This window comes from Pseudoalteromonas rubra (assembly GCF_000238295.3).
Taxonomy (GTDB): domain Bacteria; phylum Pseudomonadota; class Gammaproteobacteria; order Enterobacterales; family Alteromonadaceae; genus Pseudoalteromonas; species Pseudoalteromonas rubra.
Genome location: NZ_AHCD03000035.1, coordinates 699,433 through 718,960 on the forward strand (window position 1 = coordinate 699,433; position 19,528 = coordinate 718,960).

Below are 19,528 nucleotides of genomic sequence, written 5' to 3' on the forward strand. Positions count from 1 at the left end.
AAATGATGTATTACACTGATCAAGATAAGTTTATATCCTTACTGGAGCATGGAGTAAACAAGTTAAAAGAAGGATTTACTGACTTACCAGAAGTTAAGGGAAATGTGTACAGCCACGATAAGGCGGCTACTATCATTGGCCAGCTCGCTGAAAAAATGCACGAAAATTACCCTTATTTTCACCCACAGTACGCCGGGCAAATGTTAAAGCCACCAACAGACATTGCACAAATTGCGTACTACCTGAGTATGTTTATAAACCCAAATAACCATGCACTGGACGGCGGCATTGCCAGTTCTCAGCTAGAGAAAGAAGCAGTTGCCGAAATTGCGGCAATGTTCGGTTTTGACACGCACCTGGGTCACCTTACTTCAGGTGGAACAATCGCAAACCTGGAAGCACTTTGGATTGCCCGTAATTTACACCCCGAAAAAACCATTCTGGTATCAGATCAAGCTCACTATACCCATGAGCGTATGTGCGCAGTCATCAATACACCCATCGAGGTTGTACCATCAGATAACACCGGTGTAATGGACGTGAACGCGCTGGAAGAGCGAATTAAACGAGGTGATATTGGAACTGTGATTGTCACTTTGGGCACAACCGGACTGGGCAATGCCGATCCATTGGATAAAATTGTGGCGCTAAAGGAGCAATATGGATTCCGTATCCATGTCGATTCGGCTTATGGCGGATACTTTACACTGAGCAGTAAACTTGATGAAAACGTGCGTGCTGCATACGATCACATTAAAAACGTAGACTCTATCGTTGTTGACCCACACAAACATGGCTTACAGCCTTATGGCTGCGGATGCGTACTGTTTTCCGATCCAAGCGTTGGCAAATTCTATAAACACGATTCCCCTTACACCTATTTTTCATCCGAGCAGATGCACCTTGGCGAAATCACGCTCGAATGTTCAAGAGCCGGAGCGTCTGCCTGTGCTTTATGGGCAACACAGCAACTTTACCCGCTAGTTAAACAAGGGGAATTCGCAGCAATGCTAGACAATTGCCTTGAGGCTGCACAAAAGCTGGCTGATTGGGTAAAACAGCATCCCAAACTCAAGTTAGTCATAGAACCCAAACTGGATATCGTCAATTTCGTCATTGACGCGCCTAGTGCCTCGGTGTCCTCTCAACATGCGCAGGCAGTCTTTGAAATGGCAGAGTCAAAACATCTTTATCTTGCCCTCAATACACTGAATAAATCACTGATGCCAGAATTTGAGAAAGGCTATTGGGATCAAGACAAGGTAATTGCTATCAGAATGTGCCTGATAAAATCTGACCACTCAGCATGGATGGATAACATTACCGACATTCTGGATGCAAGCATAGCCAATCTCAGCACTTAATTAACTCACTGATCTTTAATTACATATTACAAGGAAATTAGAATGATACACGTAATTGAAACCTGGACACTAAAAGAAGAATTCGTCGACCAGGCTCTTGAACTGATGCAACAACTGGACGACCAACTGGGTGAATTGGCGCACGATCACAGCGGCTGGCTGGACCATGCTCACTTTTATCAAAATAGTATACAGCCTACTCAAATCATTATGAGCTATGACTGGAAATCTCTCGAGTCACACGAAAACATGACAGAACTCGAATCAGATATCGTATCTATTTTTGAAGAAAAGTACTGTGCCAAGCCACGTGAAATGAACCGCTTCCATGAGTTGGATGTGGATACAGATCACTAATGAAATTTAGGGGGGTTAAAGACCATTTAGCCCCCTTTCAGGACAGATAGTTATATGCCTATTATTATCCTCTTTTCTTTTTTTATCACTTTATCCCCACTTGTTTGTGCAACCACTATAAAAATCGATGGGACCTTAGATGAACAGCAGTGGCAAACTGCCGCTGTGATGTCTGACTTCAGAAAAGTGCAACCCTACACTGAAGAAGCCACCTCCGAACAAAATGCAACTCAGGTCAAAATATTTTCCGACACGATGGGGATCTATGTCGGATTTATAAACAAACAAAGTAAACATGAAATCGCGGACAAAAAAGAAACTAACGATAGCGATTTCAGCTCAGATTATAATGAAGTGATCATCGATATTTCCGGCAGTGGGCAAGATGTATTTGGGTTTTCAGTGAATGCTGCAAACTCCCGAAAAGACGCAACTTGGTTTAAGGAAACAGAAAATACTGAATGGGATGGAGAGTGGCAATCTGCTACCAAAATCGACGAAACAAGCTGGTACGCAGAGATTTTTGTCCCCTGGAATACGCTCGCTACAAGCGCTGAAGCTTCTTCAGAACTCCCTCCAAAATTCTACTTTTCGCGTTATATTCACGTGCTCTCTGAATCATTGGCTTTCCCTACTACATCCCCTCTAAAAAATAGGTTTATTGATGAGTTTACCCCGTTAAACCTGGAACGCGTAAATGTATCCGAAGTCAATTTTTTTCCCTACGCTTCCTATACCACCAGCAACCGAGCTTCTGATGATATCAAGTTAGGGGGTGATATTTTCATAAACCATAAAGGCCACAGAGCGAATATAAGTATTAACCCGGACTTTGGGCATGTTGAGTCGGACGATCTCGTCCTGAATTTCGATTTGCAAGAGATCATTTCTGAAGAAAAGCGTCCGTTCTTTATTGAAAACCAGACGATGTTTGAAGCGAATAATGCCTTTGATGATGTTCGTCTTATCGAAACACGGCGCATTGGCGTAGATCCATCCAGCGACGCAATCATGGATATTGGCATAGCCACCAAGTATGTATCTAAGGTGGCCGCGGTAAACTTAGGTGCAATGGCAGTGAAAGAACGAGATTTATCTGCGCACACTCTGGGGAAACAGTTTTACGTGCTCAGTGCAAAAAAACCGATATCTGAATCAACTGCAGGTATGCTGATTTCCCGGGTGGAAAACGATTCACAACATAGACAAGCTGATGTCTACGCGCTCGATTTTTCCATTCGTGAAAGTCAGTATTGGACTTTAGACTCGATGTGGTTTACCTCTGATATTTCCGAGCCGACCCTTGCGCGAAAAGGAAATGGAACAACCATCGACTTTTCATACAAAGCAACGGATCACCTGCTGCTTGATATCAATCTCAATTATCTTGATAAAGATTTAGATATCAATGATTTGGGATACACTGATAGAGCAAATATAAAGTCTGTGAATATCTCCCAGGAAATCATAGTGAACGACTTTCCCGACAATGCCATACTTAAAGAAGTAGAGGTGGCAATATGGATGGATCATTACACAGACACCGATAATACTCGCCTTTCGCTAGGCTATTACGCAGCACAAGTCTCATCATCCGTTACAGCCCAGCTGCGAGATACCTCAAAACTGGCGTTAACAATGCGCAAATTTTTACCTGGTGTGGATGACCAAACGGCTTACGATCAACCCTTTAAGCGTCCTGGCGGCGCTGGTTTCAAACTCTCTTATGACAGCCCCAATACAACACGATTCCAGTTCAACGCCTTTTTGGAAACGGAACAGCTATCTACTGTCAGCAATGATCATGTGTCACTGAAGTACAACCTCGGTGGTAAGCTCGCACTCAATCAAAACCATAGTATTCAGGCTAATCTGGATTATATCGACAATAATGCCTGGTTGGTGGAACGTAATAATGCGCTGGCAAGCTATGAAAGAGATCAGTACAACTTCTCCCTGGGCTATGATGCTTTTTATGATGACAGCCACTTTATCAATCTAAAACTGCAATGGATCACTGTTGACGCACGCGGTATTGAGTCTTATCAAGTCCGCGACACACTTGATTACCTTATGTTAACCTCTGTAACAAATAGCAGCTTTGAGCAGACAAACCTTGATATTCAATTGAGATACAGGTACGAAGTGTCATCGCTGTCCAGTTTTTACTTAGTTTATTCTCATTCGGACCTGTCACAAAAGGAAGTCAGAACTTTAGGACTAGACCGACTAAGTAATGACTTAGATCAGAATAGATTGCTGATTAAGTACAAACACCACTTTTAAGGATCCAATATGAGCTATCAGGTAGCAAAAAATTTAGGGATTAAATATTTAACGGCTTATGCAATTTTGGCATCTGCAAAAGATGTATTAGTTGGAAATAAGACACAAACACTCGACGTTTACTATTTAGTTTGTGCGACTTTTTTGTTCTCCACGCTTTTTTTCTTAGCACTAAATAAAGTGAGGCACACAGGCAAAGCAACCTTTTCACTACCAGCAGAAAAGCGTAAAGAAACAATTTCGGGATTTCTAAACCTCAATATCACCACCGCTATATGCTGGATTGGGCTTTATGTCTCCCTGAAATACATTGAGCCGGTCATTGTCTCAGCTATTTTTGGTGGTATTAATCCGATCGCCACTATGCTCATAAACAGAAAACTCAGACCGGGTTCAGGCTTACACTGGAGTGACTGGGTATGCTCCTACGGCATTTTACTGTCATGCGTATTTCTTTGCTGGACGAGTTTTTCCGGCCTGTCTGCCGTTAAAGATGTTTCATCATTAGAAATGACCATTGGCTTCACCGCGTTAATCGTTTCTTCCATATCCGGCTCAGCGACCACTGTATACTCAAAGTGCTTATCTGATTTGAATCTGAGATCCAGTTTCATTATGTGTCATCGTTTCTACATTTTAATCGCGGCAGCATTCATTATGGGTGGGGCATCTCTGAGCTTCATTAGTTTTATCGTTGATAACATATGGCTACTCCTTTTTCTGTCACTATTTGGCGTCATTTTAAGCCTTTACTTTCTGCAAGAAGGGATCAAACACTGTGAGCCGCTGCTTGTTGAAATGTTGCTTGTTTTCCTGCCCATTTTCACGCTACTGATCCAGGCTTTTGACGACAGACTCGACACATCTTATACAACCATCATTGGTACCGCCTCAATGATTTCATTTGCACTGATTAATATATTTTACCAAACAAAAGGAAACTTAAAAAATGGTAACCAATAGAAAGCTATGTGGCATTGTAGACGCCTATTCTTCCGGAAAGCATCTTCCAGCAGAGCTTAAAAAACAAGGCTATGATGTATTCCACATCCAAAGTATGGAAGAGATACTGGCCGTAGATTTACCATGCTTTAAAGCAGAGAACTTCATAGCAAATATTAAGCTAGCTGGGAGCTATGAACAGTTACTGGACGAAGTTAAAGCTTTGGGCAACATCGACATCATTATGGTGGGTAGTGAATCTGGCGTACACCTGGCCGATAAGTTATCTGAAGATCTGGGGTTAAAATCAAATGGTACACAACTTTCAGACGCTCGCAGAAATAAATACACAATGGCTGAGGCCCTGCGCAATTCAAATATTGCAGCACCAAAGAGTTTTCTAATCACGACACTGAGCGAGCTGGAAGCCGCAGTCAAAGACATCACACCCAATGAAGTTGTAGTGAAACCGCTGGACAGTGCCGGTTCAGAGGATGTCTACTTCTGCTCGAACTTAGAGCAAGCTCAATTCGCATTTAATGAAATTATTGGCAAAGTCAACTTAGTCGGATCACAGAACACGGCCCTGATTGTTCAGGAAAAATTGCAGGGTCAACAATACATAGTAAACACCGTCAGCTTTGAAGGACAACACTATGTGACCGAAGTTTGGAAAGATACCAGACGGTATATTGAACACGGTATCGCTTATGACCACGAAGTGTTTTGCCTCGACTGTGAAGAAAGGCAAGAACTCGAAGCCTACATTAACCAGGTTTTAAACGCACTTGGTATCGTATACGGCCCTTGCCACTCGGAAGTCATTATGACTGACGAAGGGCCAGTCCTGATAGAAACAGCCGCCAGAATGCAAGGCAGCATTGACTATTTGGCGATTGACGATGCGCTGGGATATTCACATGTTTCTATGGCTATCGCGTCGTATCAGGACAAGGCTAGTATAGAGCGGTTGTTAAATGCCAAGCCCAGAAAGAAAGCGCTCATTTGTTACTGCCTGATCTCAGAAAAACAAGGCACCATATCAGAGCTTATCAATATTGAGACTGTTCATTCTCTCAAAAGCTACTACTCTTTAGAGCTTTGGAAAAATAAGGGCGACATCCTGAGTAAAACGGTGGATATCTACACCAGCCCGGGTATAGGTTACCTTGTTCACGAGGACTTATCTCAGGTCCTTGCTGATATGGAGACAATACGTACCATCGAACAACATGAAGGTTTTTTTGCCGTAACCGATTAAATGGCATGAAAAAAGGCTTCATCTGAAGCCTTTTCTTTTCACTTACTTAAAACTGATATGAAAACTTCATAAAGATCTGCCGGCCCATTGCACTATGCGTTTTGTTATCAATCCCCATAGATTCGGAAGGCGCAAGCGGTGCCTCCTCATTCAGCAAATTAGAAGCCCCGACTGACACAACCAATTGCTCAAGGCCCACATAGCTCACGCTGGTGTCCAGAGTTGTCCAGGAGTCAATTTCATACTTGTCTCCATTATTGTCAGCCAGATCAAAGTTTGCATCGACGTAGTTCACACTCAAATTTGCTACGATGTCGTCGAGCGACCAGTCAACACCGGCTTTCCAACGGTATTTTGGATGTTGATATTCGCCGTTTAGATCCTCTACCACCGCAACAGAAGTGCCTGACTCATCACTTTCAAAGACCTCTTCCTCAAAATTAAGGGTATAGGTCAAATTGTAATTAAAACGAAATTCCCCCATATCTGATGTACGCAGCAAATACTCAATATCAAGGTCAACCCCATCCGTTTTTCGTCCACCGATGTTAACAAACGTATCGTTTATGGTAATAATGCGACCAAGGGTACTTCCCTGACTCGCCTGTCGGGTTACCAAATTAGGATCTGTGCCACAGCAATCAACCAGTTTTTGCGCACCAATTCGCTTGATAAGATCTTCCTGATCGTAATTCCAATAATCTACCCCGACACTAAATGTGTCACTGGCTTGCCAGATCAGGCCCAGGTTATAGTTTTCAGACTCTTCTGGTTGTAGAAGCTTATTACCAGCCACTATCGTTGGGTATTCAGTCGGTGAGCAATCCGAGATAGCGCCGGTTTGATTACAACGCTCCTTATCTATCACACGAGGGGATTCATCAGTGCGCCCAAGATGAAGTTGAACCAATGATGGTGCACGGAATGCGGTTCCCCATGAACCTCGAACGACAATAGAGTCAATGGGCGTCCAGCGAAATGCGACCTTCGGATCTGTCGTATTACCAAAATCACTGTAGTCCTCATGACGCAGCGCCAGTTGCAGCTCAAGATTATCCATTAACGGAGCACTGAATTCTGCAAAAATAGCCGTGTTATCACGGTCACCATTAGCCTGGGTGGCTTCCGTACCAAAAATTTCTCCGCGAATATACTGATTGTCCGGGTTGTCTTCTATCTTTTCATAACGATGCTCAAAACCGAACGCCGCAGATACATACCCATCACCGAATTCAAACAATTCACCGGAAATAGTGCCATCTAGTGACTGCATGGTGGATGAACCATATCGCGTTGTTGTGGTTTCAAAGAAGTCTAACCCAGCCTGTGTGTTAGTACTGGGCTCAAACGGGTTCCAGAGACCTTCATCAATAGCTTGTTGAGCCAGGCGTTTATTCGGGAAACCATCAAAGCCTTTTTCAACGGCACTGGAGCGGATTGCTGAATATGCAAACTCCCATTCCCAGTCCTGCCACTGACCACGCATCCCCATCACAGCGCGATAGTATTCCGAATCGACATCTTTTTTGCGATTACCAATGTCTACGGTACGGCGCCGCATTGAGATATCCACACCATGCAGAAAGTGACCTGGCTGACCCGCTAAGGGGTGATTTGGGTTATCACCAGCCATGTTCAACTCCGTAAAACTAGGGCTGCCAGCGCCCTGAATGAAGGTAGAAGCGTGCTGCGCTGAAAACTCTGCAAAGCCTTCAACGCCATCCATGATCTCCTGAACGCCATTATAGTTAAACGTGATCCGCTCTGTTGAGGGCACCAAACTCATATGTGGCGCATAGTCATAACGACATACTTCGCCAATGATCATCTCCGTTGGACAAACATCATTGCCCCAGACATCAGCAAACAAGGTTTTACGAACTTTAGTACCGTCATCTTCAACTCGAACAACAGGCAAACGCTCCCATTCCTCATCACTCAACATGTCACGTACAACTTCAATACTACCCGGAAAGCCTGACGAGCTCAGTGAATTGTTACCGCCCCGAGAGGTTTGGTCAGCCGTAGCAGCGTAGTCTCTGTCAGAATAGAAAATGTCACCGCGTTTAAAATAATCCAGAGTAAAGTTATGATGACCTTTACTGGTTGAACTCCCCCACAATAAAGTGAAATTTTGTTCCTCACCGCCGCCATCTGAGGTATCGGATACTTTGGCAGCCACCTCAAAACCATCGATGTCATTGCGCAGGATAATATTAATGACCCCCGCAACCGCGTCTGACCCATAGGTTGCCGATGCCCCGTCTTTTAACACATCAACACGCTTTACTGCTGAAACCGGTATAGTATTTAAGTCAACAAAAGACGTTTCAATGTCCTTTGCAAATGGACTGACAGCAACCCGTCGTCCATTAATCAGTACCAAAGTGGATGATGCACCAAGCCCACGAAGCGCAACACTGGAGCCGCCATTGGCCGTGTCATCACTTGAGTTACCTTGGGTACTGAAAGTCCCCGTGCCTGCCACGGGCAGTTTTTGCAGAGCACCTATCAGATCGGTTGAGCCTGTTGCGGCCAGATCAGCTGCAGAGATGCTTTGTACCGGTGAGGGCCCTTCCATATCAGAACGCTTGATATGCGAGCCTGTAACCTCTATTCGTTCGACTTCGCCTTCTTCTGCCATGGCAGTTTGTAAATTACCGGCAAGGACAGTTGAGACCGCCAGCGCAGTGAGTGTAATCCCCTTTTTCATTCTTCCTCTTCTCCATAGTGTTATTTATATTTGTAATTGCCAAACATTTTATAACATATGGAAAACACATTAAGAACATATATGTAATACAAAAGAGAAACAAATTAATGCAGAAGTTACATTTGAACAGGTGAAAAATATTGGCGCCCTTCCGGTGGACCTCATATAGTATGTGTACAATAAGATCAAAAAAACCCGCATTGCGGGCTTTTGTTGCATCCTTCGTGGATACTTAAATAGCAGTATTATTGATGTGTTTAATAAACTGCTTCACCGGTACATCATTGCACTTCAGGTTACGTGCCTGATGGCGATATTTATCCAGGCTTGATAGCCCCTCTTTAGCAGCCTTAAGGCATAACTCAGTCGCAATCGACCCATTTTTAGCAATCAGTTTTACTTTTGCTTGTTCATTCGCAGACTCAGCTTTAGCTTGCTTGGCAAATGAACGAATGTCTTCACCGTTACACTCAAGTGTTTTAGAAAAACGTGATACGAACACACCGTGCTTGGAACCATACGCGCGTGCAGCACTCAGACCTTGCTCCGCCGCGATAGCACATACTTTAGATTCTGGTGATGCGTTACCGCTCACAACCTGTGCCTCAGAAGCAGCAGAAAAAGATGCAATCGAAATCAGTGTAACAAGAGAGAGAGACTTAAACATAATTTACCCCAAATGAACGAATTGGTGCGCATTATATATACAAGTTTCCCCGTGTAAATGGCAAAAACAAACTTTTCTGATCATTTAATAGCCTATTCACAACTCCCTAATCAGGCGCTTTAAAGCCGTTACAATTTTCGCGTTCATTAACAAATTTTCGCTCTATAAATACCGCTTTATGGAACACATAAAACGCCTGCTACTTACCAACTTCGGCCTCAAACGCAACCAGGTAAAATCTCACTACCCTCTCCATTCACGCAAACATAAATGATAGACTTAGCACCACTTTATTCCGCACATTAAAGAACAACAACTATGAAAGTTATCTCATTCAATATAAATGGTCTGCGTGCCCGTTTGCATCAGCTGCAGGCTCTGATCGACAAGCATCAACCTGATGTCATCGGTTTGCAGGAAATCAAAGTTCATGATGAAGCCTTTCCGGTCGCTGACGTTGAAGCGATGGGCTATCACGTCTATTTTCATGGCCAAAAAGCCCACTATGGTGTCGCACTACTTTCTAAAAAGCCGGCTAAACAGATCCAAAAGGGATTCTCAACAGACACAGAAGAATCGCAAAAGCGCATGATAATCGGGACCTTTGAAAGCGAGAGCGGTGAAGATGTCACAGTTATGAATGGTTACTTCCCACAGGGTGACAATATTAACCACGAAACCAAATTTCCATACAAGCGTCAGTTTTATGCGGATTTGATGACTCACCTGGACAGCACTGCCGATAACAATGAGCATTTGATTGTAATGGGTGACATTAATATTTCTCCTGTCGATCTGGATATAGGGATCGGCGAGCCTAACCGTAAGCGCTGGCTTAAAACGGGTAAATGTTCATTCCAGCCCGTAGAGCGTGAATGGCTGCAAACCTTGCTCGACTGGGGCCTGAAAGATACTTTCCGTGAGCTAACTCCGGATGCGAGCGAGAAGTACTCGTGGTTTGATTATCGCTCTAAAGGGTTTGACGACAATCGCGGCCTGCGTATCGACGTTGTCCTTGCGACTGCCCCTTTGATGGCAAAATGCATTGAAAGTGATATCGACTATGAACTGCGCGGTATTGAAAAGCCTTCAGATCATGCGCCAGTCTGGGCGACCTTTGATCTGTAACTGATATGTTCACAGTACTCATGGCCATGGGCTTATTTGCCCTGAGCTTCAACAAACAACAGTACCAGGCATTGCTACACACACCGGCAAGACAAACCGGCGTATTGGCTTGTGCCCTGGTGCTGGCGCTGCTTTGGCAGATCCAGGCAGGTATCTTGCCACACCTGTCTATCCATATTTTGGGGATCACCGCTGCAACACTCACGCTCGGCTGGCACATGGGCCTGTTATGTGCCACGCTCGCGACTTTGCTCAGTTATATCTTTGGCCCTATGCCCATCGAAAACTTATGGACATTCTGGCTGTTTACCGCACTACTCCCGGTTTATCTCAGCTACGGCCTGTTTTTACTCTGTTATCACTTTCTCAGTCGCCATTTTTTTGTCTATATCTTTGTCTGTGCATTTTTGTGTGGCGGCCTGGTTGCAGCCAGTAAAATTGCGATAAGTGCACTGTATTACCTAAGCATTGGCCTTTATGACTGGCCTGTACTGGTCGACAATTATATCTTTTATGCGATCATCATGTGGTTTCCGGAAGCCATGCTGAATGGAATGGCCATCACTTTATTGATCACTTACCGCCCACACTGGGTCAAAACCTTTTACGATAGGGATTACTTAGATAAATGATGCTACATTATCGCTGCCCCATTTGCTCAGCACCTTTGACTGAACAAGATAAAACGCTTCGTTGTGAACACAATCATCAATTTGATGTAGCGAAAGAAGGGTATGTTAATCTCCTCCCGGTCCAATTTAAGAAGTCCCGCCAGCCGGGTGATAATTTAGACATGGTTCAGGCCCGACGCAACTTTTTTGCCACCGAGCACTATCAGTTTTTACAAACTCACCTGGCACACACCATAGCCACATTGGCCAATGAGTCTGTTATCGACTTAGGTTGTGGAGAAGGCTTTTATACTCAGGCAATTGCTAACACGCTGCCAGCAACCAGCCAGGTATTTGGTGTAGACATCTCAAAACCGGCTATCCGTTATGCGGCAAAACGCTATCCTCAGGTCCGGTTTAGTGTTGCCTCAATTAAAGATACACCGTTTGTCGAACACCAAGCAGATGTGTTGCTGAGTGTGTTTGCGCCGGTATTTGCTGACGAAATGGCCCGCTTACTCAAGCCTGAAGGCCAGCTACTGGTTGTCAGCCCTGGTCCTAAGCACTTGTACGAACTTAAAACACATATCTACGATAAAGTGAGATTACATGATGCACCTGACTGTCCAAAGGGCTTTACTGAAGTGGCTCAGGAGCATCTTGAGCAGACACATAAAGTCGCGACAGACGTCATTAAGCACTTGATAAAAATGACGCCCTTTGCATGGAAATTCAAAGAAAGCCACTACCAGGCATTAGATCAAGCAAGCCATCACGAGGTAACCTTTTCGTTTCTGATCACACGCTACCAAAAATCTGGTCTGGTAACTGATTAGTCCGTATGGCCCATAAAAAAACCTCTGACTTATCAGAGGTTTTCTTTTGCAAATGCTTTGTCCATTTTCTCAAACATATCGTTCAGCAGTTTCGCCAGTTCACGATACTTAGGATCTCGTGCAGCATCGGCCTGATACCCATTGGCCACCATTTTGTGATAAAGCTCTTTATACCAACTATTCAAGGCCGGATTCAACCGAGTATCCGCCCGCTTCCCCAACCAAAGTAAACCCTGAACAGGCAAAGACAAGAAGAATAGCGCAATCGTAATGGCCTGAGGCAAATAAGCCATTCCAAGGTACGACGTCTGGACAAAAACCGAAATAATCGCCAGCGCAGGCATCACCTGAAGGGCAAATTCAGTGGCTTTGATCACTCTGAATTCGGGAAATAACAGCGTCAATTCCTTGCGCATTGGCCATTCTTTGGCGTACTGACGTCCAAGTTGCACTTGTGAAATAAGACTTTTCTGCATCATAACTCCCGGGTGCGAGGGAAAACTCTCTGCGCATTATATTGATTTAAAACCGCAACGGGCAACTTACATTTAGTCAATTTCAGGATACCAAGCAACACCATTAACCCGTTGCTTACCTGTCATCGACCCGCGCCTGCTTACCAACCAATAAAACTCGCAATAAAACACGATAAACCAATATCGATGGCCTAACGTTTCTCAAAAAAATCGGGTAAAATTAACTTTATACTCGTCAATTATACCTTAGTCTAATATTAAGCTAAATGCGCCTTTTCATTTAGCTTAATACGCAATAACAGTTATTGTCAAAACGGATAGTCATTATGTCATCTACCCATGTTCTGGTACTCAATTGTGGCAGCTCCAGCCTCAAGTTCGCAATCATAGACCCAAACACCGCTCAGGAACACCTTTCTGGGCTCGCTGAGCGCCTTGGCGAAGACAGCCCACAAATTAAATATAAGCACGATGGCGAAAAACACATCATCACGCTCAATGCTGGCGACGCACACCAAATTGCCATCGACAAACTTGTCGAACTGGTCAAATCCCTCAACCTCGACAATGAACTGGTTGCTGTGGGTCACCGTGTCGTACATGGTGGCGAACACTTCACACAATCAGCACTGATAGATGACACCGTGCACCAGGCTATTGTTAAAACAGCAGATCTGGCGCCATTGCATAACCCGGCTAACCTCCTCGGCATTGACGCTGCTACCCAGGCATTTAGCCACTTACCCCAAATTGCCGTCTTTGATACCGCGTTTCATCAAAGCATGGCCCCCAGTGCCTACCTGTACGCGTTGCCTTATGACTTATATAAAACCCATGGTATTCGTCGCTATGGTTTCCATGGGACCAGCCACTACTTTGTATCGACTCAGGCCATCAAAGCATTAGGGCTTGAACAGAAAAGTTCTCGTATTATTACTGCACACCTCGGCAACGGTTGCTCAGTGTGTGCGATAAAAGACGGTAAATCAATCGATACCAGCATGGGACTCACGCCACTGGAGGGTCTGATCATGGGCACTCGCAGTGGCGACATCGATCCGGGACTTTTCTCCTATCTGGTTAATCAGCTAAATTACAGCGTTGAGCAAGTCGACACATTACTGAACAAACAAAGTGGCCTGCTGGGGATCAGTGAACTGTCGAATGACTGCCGCACCATTGAAGAAGCGGCAGCGGACGGACACCCACAGGCAACGCTGGCATTGGAGATGTTCTGTTATCGCTTAGCTAAACAAATTGCCAGTTTTGCCGTACCGTTGGGTGGCGTAGATGCCGTGGTGTTCACCGGAGGGATTGGCGAAAATTCAGATGTGATCAGGGCTAAAGTTGTCGAACAACTCGGGTTCTTGGGTATGGCCATTGATGCAACAGCGAACCTGGATGCGCGCTTTGGCAAACAGGGCGAAATTACGCGCCCGGGTACTGGCCCTAAGGCACTTGTCGTCCCAACCAATGAAGAGTGGGTGATTGCCCATGATGCCGCGCAACTGGCACAGGAGCAATAAGCCATGAGCCGTCGTATTATGTTGATCCCTATTTCCACCGGTGTTGGCCTAACGTCAGTGTCAGTTGGGATAGTTCGAGCGCTGGAACAAAAAGCCGTTGCGGTAAACTTTTTTAAACCGATTGCACAACCACGAAAAGAAGACACCGGCCCTGAAAAATCAACTTTGATCGTCCAACAAGGTTCTTCGATTTCTCCTCCAAAACCGTTTGAGCTCAGCTACGCAGAACAAATGATAGGTGACGGGAAAGGCGACGATTTGCTCGAAGAAATCGTTGAGCGTTTTGAAAGCGCCATCAACCCAGGGGAAGTGGCTATCATCGAAGGCATGGTCCCTACCCGTCGTCAGCCTTATGCAGGTCGTGTTAATCGGGAGATCGCACAAACACTCGGTGCGGATATTGTGTTTGTGCTTACCCCGGGCAATGACAGCAACGATCAACTCGAGGATCGTCTGGAGATCGCCGCTGGTAACTATGGTGGCGTCGAGCATCCGCGGGTATTGGGCTGCATCTTTAATAAGGTAAACGCGCCACTGGACGAAGATGGCCGAGCACGTGCAGATTTAGTTGATCAACATGAGCCCGAGCAGCTGGAAAATGAACTGAACAGACTCGCCTCGTTGCCTGTCTTCCGCAAGCACCCATTTATGTTGCTGGGGGCTATCCCCTGGGACTTTGATCTAGTTGCGCCACGTGTCGTTGACCTGAGCAATTACCTCGGTGCTGAAGTCATCAACGCTGGTGACATGGCACACCGACGTTTAAGACGAGTGACCTTTTGTGCCCGCACAGTGTCAAATATCCTGAATCATTTCACGCCAGGTGCACTACTGGTTACGCCAGGTGACCGCTCTGATATTCTTGTTGCTGGCTGTCTGAGTGCCATGAACGGTACTAAGCTCGGTGCCATTTTGCTCACCGGTGGATTCAAACCCGAAGCCAAAATTATGGAGCTGTGTGAGCAAGCAATGGCAACGGGTCTGCCGATCTTAGCGACCACAGCGGATACATGGCGAACGTCTTTGTTGCTGCATAACTTCAACATGGAAGTCCCTGCTGACGACGAACAGCGCATCGACAAAGTAAAGCAGCACAACGCCGATCACATTGATGCTGACTGGCTCGATTCTTTAGCTCAGGGCGTGGCCCGGACGCGAAAATTATCGCCACCCGCTTTTCGCTTCTTGCTGACAGACTCAGCGCGAAAAGCAAATAAGATCATAGTACTGCCGGAAGGCAATGAACCTCGCACGATTAAGGCCGCGGCAATCTGTGGTGAGCGCGGTATTGCTAAAACGGTATTACTGGGAGAGCGCGAAGAGATAGAGCGTATTGCGGCGCAACAAGGGGTTGAGCTCAACGACAATGTCACCATTCTTGACCCGCAAGAAGAAGTTGAGAAGTACATTGCACCTATGGTTGAACTGCGCAAAAACAAAGGCCTGACTGAAGTTGTCGCTGCCGAACAACTACAAGATAACGTGGTACTGGGTACTATGATGCTGGCCGAGGACAAGGTCGATGGTCTGGTATCAGGCGCAGTCAACACCACTGCAAATACGATCCGCCCGCCACTTCAGCTCATCAAAACAGCCCCGGATTCATCCCTGGTCAGCTCTGTATTCTTTATGCTGCTGCCCGATCAGGTCCTGGTTTATGGTGACTGTGCTATTAACCCTGACCCAACCGCGGAACAACTGGCTGATATCGCGATTCAATCAGCAGAGTCTGCCGCTGCATTTGGCATTGAGCCAAAAGTGGCCATGATCAGCTACAGCACGGGTACCTCCGGCCAGGGTGCTGACGTAGACAAAGTACGCGAAGCAACACGCATTGCGCAGGAAAAACGCCCGGATCTCGATATTGACGGTCCGCTACAGTACGACGCAGCTATCATGGAAAATGTGGCACGTAAAAAAGCGCCGAACAGTAAAGTGGCAGGTAAAGCGACAGTATTTGTATTCCCGGACCTCAATACTGGTAACACCACCTACAAAGCTGTTCAGCGGAGCGCCGATCTAATCAGTATTGGCCCCATGTTACAAGGTATGCGCAAGCCCGTGAACGACCTTAGCCGTGGTGCATTGGTTGATGATATCGTGTATACCATCGCACTGACTGCAATCCAGGCAGGACAAAACGACCAGTAACACCCCGGTCAATCTGTCGTCTAATTCGGGAAGTATGCCCACTTCCCGAATTATAACCTGACAAGCTGTGCAGCCAACGGAAAAAGGTTTCTTTTAGCTATGCTTGACTATACTATTACAGAGTCGAAGATGTCGGGACTCGGATATGTCGAAGCAAACATTACAGGTATTGCCACACAATTTTACCATCCATAGTTTGGATAGTGATCAGGCTGTGCCCGCAGAAGTAATGTCAGCCGAAATCTTTTTCATCGCCAAAACCTCTGAAGAGCTCTCAATTGTCTGTCCCAGCGACCTGGTGTTTAATAGTTTCGCCACTGAGCCACACTGGCGCGCACTAGAAGTCATTGGCCCACTTGGGTTTTCACTCACTGGCATCATGGCCAATATATCTGGCGTCCTGGCCAGTGCTAATGTCTCCATTTTTTCCATTTCCACCTACGACACTGACTATATTCTGGTTAAAGAAGCTCAACTACCTGACGCTATTAAGGCGCTCAAAAAAGACGGATACCTGTTTGTCTGATGCATTTATCACAGCAAATTAATTACGCCCCCATTGCGCAAATTGCCAACCCGATTATGCATATTGCCAGCCCCTTTACGGGTAAAGTTCACCCAGCGAGTCAACATCCAGAGGCATTATTTTCTAGCGGTATGCTGGGCCCCGGAGTTTGTGTGAAATTGAATTCGGCGATGATGCTGGCACCCTGCCCCGCCAAGGTAGAAAAAATCAGTCAACACGGTTGTGAGTTTGTCCTGAGAACAAAATCGGGATTGCTCCTGCTATTGCATCTACTGATCCCGGCAGAGTACCGAAGAACTGAACACCTCATTCAGCACAGCTATGGTAAAAAACACGTCGCGATGGGCGATATCTTGTGCTACTTCGATGTACCGGGCGATGTCGATGTGCTGGGCACCCTGCTATTGCTCAATGCAGACAAACTGGGACCGTGTTATTATCCTTTAAATCAAGTCACTGCGGGTAAAGATCCGCTTATCACATTATCCAGAGCATGTAATTTATGACCACCATTATGTACGGTATCAGCAATTGCGATACGATTAAAAAAGCAAAGAAATTCCTTGAACAAAACGACATCAGCTACACCTTTCACGACTACCGCAAAGACGGGCTCGATGCGCAAATGCTGGCTGAATTTGTTGCGGCACTGGGCTGGGAAAATGTACTGAACAAACGTGGTACCACCTATCGTGCACTCAGCGATGAAGACAAACAAAACCTGAATGCTGACAGTGCACAAACACATATGTTAGCCGCCCCTGCCATGATAAAACGTCCTATTCTGCTGCACGCTGGCCAATATCACCTGGGCTTTAAAGCGCCACAGTATCAGGAAATTTTCTCACTATGAGTGAGACACACAGTGAAGTAGTCGCCCTGGCCAGGGCACTTATACAGCGCCCTTCCGTCACGCCTGAGGATGCCGGATGCCAGGCAATGATCAATGCTCGCCTGAGTGCACTGGGGTTTAATGTCGAAGAGCACTTCTTCGTTGATACACTCAATACCTGGGCACGCAAAGGAGATGAAGGGCCACACTTTTGCTTTGCTGGCCACACCGACGTGGTACCCGTTGGCAACGAACGTGACTGGCACTACCCGCCTTTTTCGGGTGAAATCCACGACGGTATGCTGCATGGCCGTGGTGCTGCCGATATGAAAGGGTCACTGGCTGCTATGGTGGTGGCGACTGAACGTTTTGTCACGCGTTTTCCAGACCACAAAGGGTCAATCAGCTTTTTAATTACCTCTGACGAGGAAGGCCCCTTTATCAATGGCACCACCAAAGTGGTGGATTTACTTGAAGCAAGAAATGAAAAAATAGACATGTGTCTGGTTGGCGAGCCCTCATCCAGGGATCAGCTTGGTGATGTGGTTAAAAACGGACGTCGTGGTTCACTCACGGGGCATCTGACCATCAAGGGAGTACAAGGCCATGTTGCCTATCCGCACTTAGCCAAGAACCCAATCCATCTCAGTACACCCGCGCTGACTGAACTCAGCACCACCCAATGGGATCAGGGCAATGCTTTTTTCCCGGCTACCAGTTTTCAGATCTCGAATATCCACGGTGGCACCGGGGCCGGTAATGTCATCCCGGGTAGCCTGGATGTGCAGTTTAATTTTCGTTTTAGTACCGAAGTGACCGCAGAGCAACTCAAGACGCGTGTAACCGAAATACTCGACAAACATGACCTCGACTATGAGCTTCACTGGACACTCAACGGTCTGCCCTTTTTAACAGAGCCTGGTCCTTTGCTGAGTGTTACCCTAGACGCCATCAAAACAGTCACCGGGATTGATTCGAACCCGGAAACCACTGGCGGAACCTCTGATGGTCGCTTCATCGCGCAAACCGGTTGTAAAGTGATTGAACTGGGCCCGGTGAATGCCACCATCCATCAGGTCAATGAGTGTGTGAGCACTGAATCTCTCGACCAGCTTGCGGCAATCTATGAATTGATCCTGGAAAAACTACTTACATGATCCAACTCAGCACGCTTGCCTCGCAGGCATCAGGCCTGTCCACCAGCCATTTGATTGCGGTAGAGAATGTGATGGTCCATAGTGCGGTGCAACGTGACCTCTGCGCGCTTAGCAAAGCGGCCGAGCGCGCCGGGTTTACCTTCAGTATCGCCTCGGCACATCGTGACTTCCATCGTCAATGTCTGATCTGGAACAACAAGATAAACGGTGTGCGTCCAGTATTGAACAGTCAAAATGAACCAGTTGACCTGGCTTTGTTATCACCACAAGCACGAGTGCACGCAATCATGCTTTACTCAGCGCTGCCAGGCGCAAGCCGGCATCACTTTGGCACTGATCTGGATGTTTACGCGCGCAATTGTCTGCCTGACGGACAGCAGCTTCAATTGGAGCCCTGGGAGTATGAGCAAGATGGGCCTTTTGGCGAATTTAATGCCTGGCTGAGCGAACATTTAGCAGAGTTTGGTTTTTTTCGACCCTATCAGCGTTACCAGGGAGGCGTTGCGGCTGAACCCTGGCACATCAGTCACCGCCGTTGTGCCACACAAATGATGACGGCATTGTCGTTGCAAACACTGACAACCGTGATTGACGCTCATGACGTTGCAGCGAAGGACACTATCTTGGCTATGTTGCCAACGCTGTATGATCAGTACATTGACAACATATGTGACTAAGTCAGCAATACAGAAATC

18 protein-coding genes are annotated in these 19,528 nt (G+C 46.2%); 15 read left to right on the top strand and 3 right to left on the bottom strand.

What is annotated here, in order from left to right; translation table 11 throughout:
• The first annotated feature begins 5 nt into the window (after positions 1–5).
• From PRUB_RS14205 to PRUB_RS14225, 5 genes are read left to right on the top strand one after another with little or no spacing between them, the layout of a single operon-like run.
• The gene (locus PRUB_RS14205; protein ID WP_010381593.1) at positions 6–1,364 is read left to right on the top strand and encodes a pyridoxal phosphate-dependent decarboxylase family protein; all 1,359 of its coding nucleotides are present in this window, start codon (positions 6–8) and stop codon (positions 1,362–1,364) included.
• Between the two features lie 42 nt (positions 1,365–1,406).
• Positions 1,407–1,721 carry a hypothetical protein gene (locus PRUB_RS14210; RefSeq protein WP_010381594.1) on the top strand — a complete coding sequence of 105 codons (315 nt, stop codon included), beginning with the start codon at positions 1,407–1,409 and terminating at the stop codon, positions 1,719–1,721.
• Positions 1,722–1,775: 54 nt separating this feature from the next.
• Positions 1,776–4,007: a DUF5916 domain-containing protein gene (locus PRUB_RS14215; RefSeq protein ID WP_010381597.1), complete on the top strand. Its 2,232-nt coding sequence runs from the start codon at positions 1,776–1,778 to the stop codon at positions 4,005–4,007.
• A gap of 9 nt (positions 4,008–4,016) precedes the next feature.
• A complete protein-coding gene (locus tag PRUB_RS14220; RefSeq protein WP_021032689.1) occupies positions 4,017–4,970 on the top strand; it encodes a biotin carboxylase in 954 nt (317 codons plus the stop codon).
• Positions 4,957–6,210 carry an ATP-grasp domain-containing protein gene (locus PRUB_RS14225; protein WP_010381599.1) on the top strand — a complete coding sequence of 418 codons (1,254 nt, stop codon included), beginning with the start codon at positions 4,957–4,959 and terminating at the stop codon, positions 6,208–6,210. The genes PRUB_RS14220 and PRUB_RS14225 overlap by 14 nt, the downstream gene beginning before the upstream one ends.
• Positions 6,211–6,256: 46 nt before the next feature.
• Here the strand turns inward: PRUB_RS14225 and PRUB_RS14230 are convergent, their stop codons facing one another.
• Both PRUB_RS14230 and PRUB_RS14235 read right to left on the bottom strand, forming a co-directional pair.
• A complete protein-coding gene (locus tag PRUB_RS14230) occupies positions 6,257–8,923 on the bottom strand; it encodes a TonB-dependent receptor plug domain-containing protein (protein ID WP_010381602.1) in 2,667 nt (888 codons plus the stop codon).
• Positions 8,924–9,155: 232 nt separating this feature from the next.
• A complete protein-coding gene (locus PRUB_RS14235; RefSeq protein ID WP_010381604.1) occupies positions 9,156–9,590 on the bottom strand; it encodes a hypothetical protein in 435 nt (144 codons plus the stop codon).
• Between the two features lie 318 nt (positions 9,591–9,908).
• On the opposite strand from PRUB_RS14235, the gene xthA reads away from it, so the two are divergent.
• Genes xthA through rlmA form a run of 3 tightly spaced genes read left to right on the top strand, consistent with a single transcriptional unit; the run spans position 9,909 to position 12,165 of the window.
• Positions 9,909–10,718: an exodeoxyribonuclease III gene (xthA, locus tag PRUB_RS14240; RefSeq protein WP_010381608.1), complete on the top strand. Its 810-nt coding sequence runs from the start codon at positions 9,909–9,911 to the stop codon at positions 10,716–10,718.
• A gap of 5 nt (positions 10,719–10,723) precedes the next feature.
• Positions 10,724–11,350, top strand: a complete 627-nt coding sequence (locus PRUB_RS14245) for an energy-coupling factor ABC transporter permease (RefSeq protein WP_010381611.1) — start codon at positions 10,724–10,726, stop codon at positions 11,348–11,350.
• Entirely contained in the window at positions 11,347–12,165 is an 819-nt protein-coding gene (gene rlmA / locus PRUB_RS14250; protein ID WP_010381614.1) for a 23S rRNA (guanine(745)-N(1))-methyltransferase, read from the top strand. Before PRUB_RS14245 ends, rlmA begins: the two co-directional genes overlap by 4 nt.
• 32 nt (positions 12,166–12,197) lie before the next feature.
• Here the strand turns inward: rlmA and yfbV are convergent, their stop codons facing one another.
• Positions 12,198–12,641 (bottom strand): terminus macrodomain insulation protein YfbV, encoded by a 444-nt coding sequence (gene yfbV, locus PRUB_RS14255; RefSeq protein ID WP_010381617.1) that lies wholly within the window; start codon positions 12,639–12,641, stop codon positions 12,198–12,200.
• A 326-nt stretch (positions 12,642–12,967) separates the two neighbouring features.
• On the opposite strand from yfbV, the gene PRUB_RS14260 reads away from it, so the two are divergent.
• The 7 genes from PRUB_RS14260 (at position 12,968) to PRUB_RS14290 (ending at position 19,510) form a co-directional block, all read left to right on the top strand.
• Positions 12,968–14,167 (top strand): acetate kinase, encoded by a 1,200-nt coding sequence (locus tag PRUB_RS14260; RefSeq protein ID WP_010381621.1) that lies wholly within the window; start codon positions 12,968–12,970, stop codon positions 14,165–14,167.
• Positions 14,168–14,170: 3 nt separating this feature from the next.
• Entirely contained in the window at positions 14,171–16,318 is a 2,148-nt protein-coding gene (gene pta, locus PRUB_RS14265) for a phosphate acetyltransferase (RefSeq protein WP_010381624.1), read from the top strand.
• 145 nt (positions 16,319–16,463) lie between these two features.
• Positions 16,464–16,844: an ACT domain-containing protein gene (locus PRUB_RS14270; RefSeq protein WP_010381627.1), complete on the top strand. Its 381-nt coding sequence runs from the start codon at positions 16,464–16,466 to the stop codon at positions 16,842–16,844.
• Complete coding sequence (locus PRUB_RS14275) at positions 16,844–17,350, top strand: PTS glucose transporter subunit IIA (RefSeq protein WP_010381628.1); 507 nt, start codon at positions 16,844–16,846, stop codon at positions 17,348–17,350. Before PRUB_RS14270 ends, PRUB_RS14275 begins: the two co-directional genes overlap by 1 nt.
• On the top strand, positions 17,347–17,697 hold the full coding sequence (locus PRUB_RS14280; RefSeq protein ID WP_010381631.1) for an ArsC family reductase: 351 nt from the start codon (positions 17,347–17,349) through the stop codon (positions 17,695–17,697). Before PRUB_RS14275 ends, PRUB_RS14280 begins: the two co-directional genes overlap by 4 nt.
• Positions 17,694–18,833 (top strand): succinyl-diaminopimelate desuccinylase, encoded by a 1,140-nt coding sequence (gene dapE / locus PRUB_RS14285; RefSeq protein WP_010381634.1) that lies wholly within the window; start codon positions 17,694–17,696, stop codon positions 18,831–18,833. The genes PRUB_RS14280 and dapE overlap by 4 nt, the downstream gene beginning before the upstream one ends.
• The gene (locus PRUB_RS14290) at positions 18,830–19,510 is read left to right on the top strand and encodes a M15 family metallopeptidase (protein ID WP_010381637.1); all 681 of its coding nucleotides are present in this window, start codon (positions 18,830–18,832) and stop codon (positions 19,508–19,510) included. Before dapE ends, PRUB_RS14290 begins: the two co-directional genes overlap by 4 nt.
• The last annotated feature ends 18 nt before the right edge of the window (positions 19,511–19,528 follow it).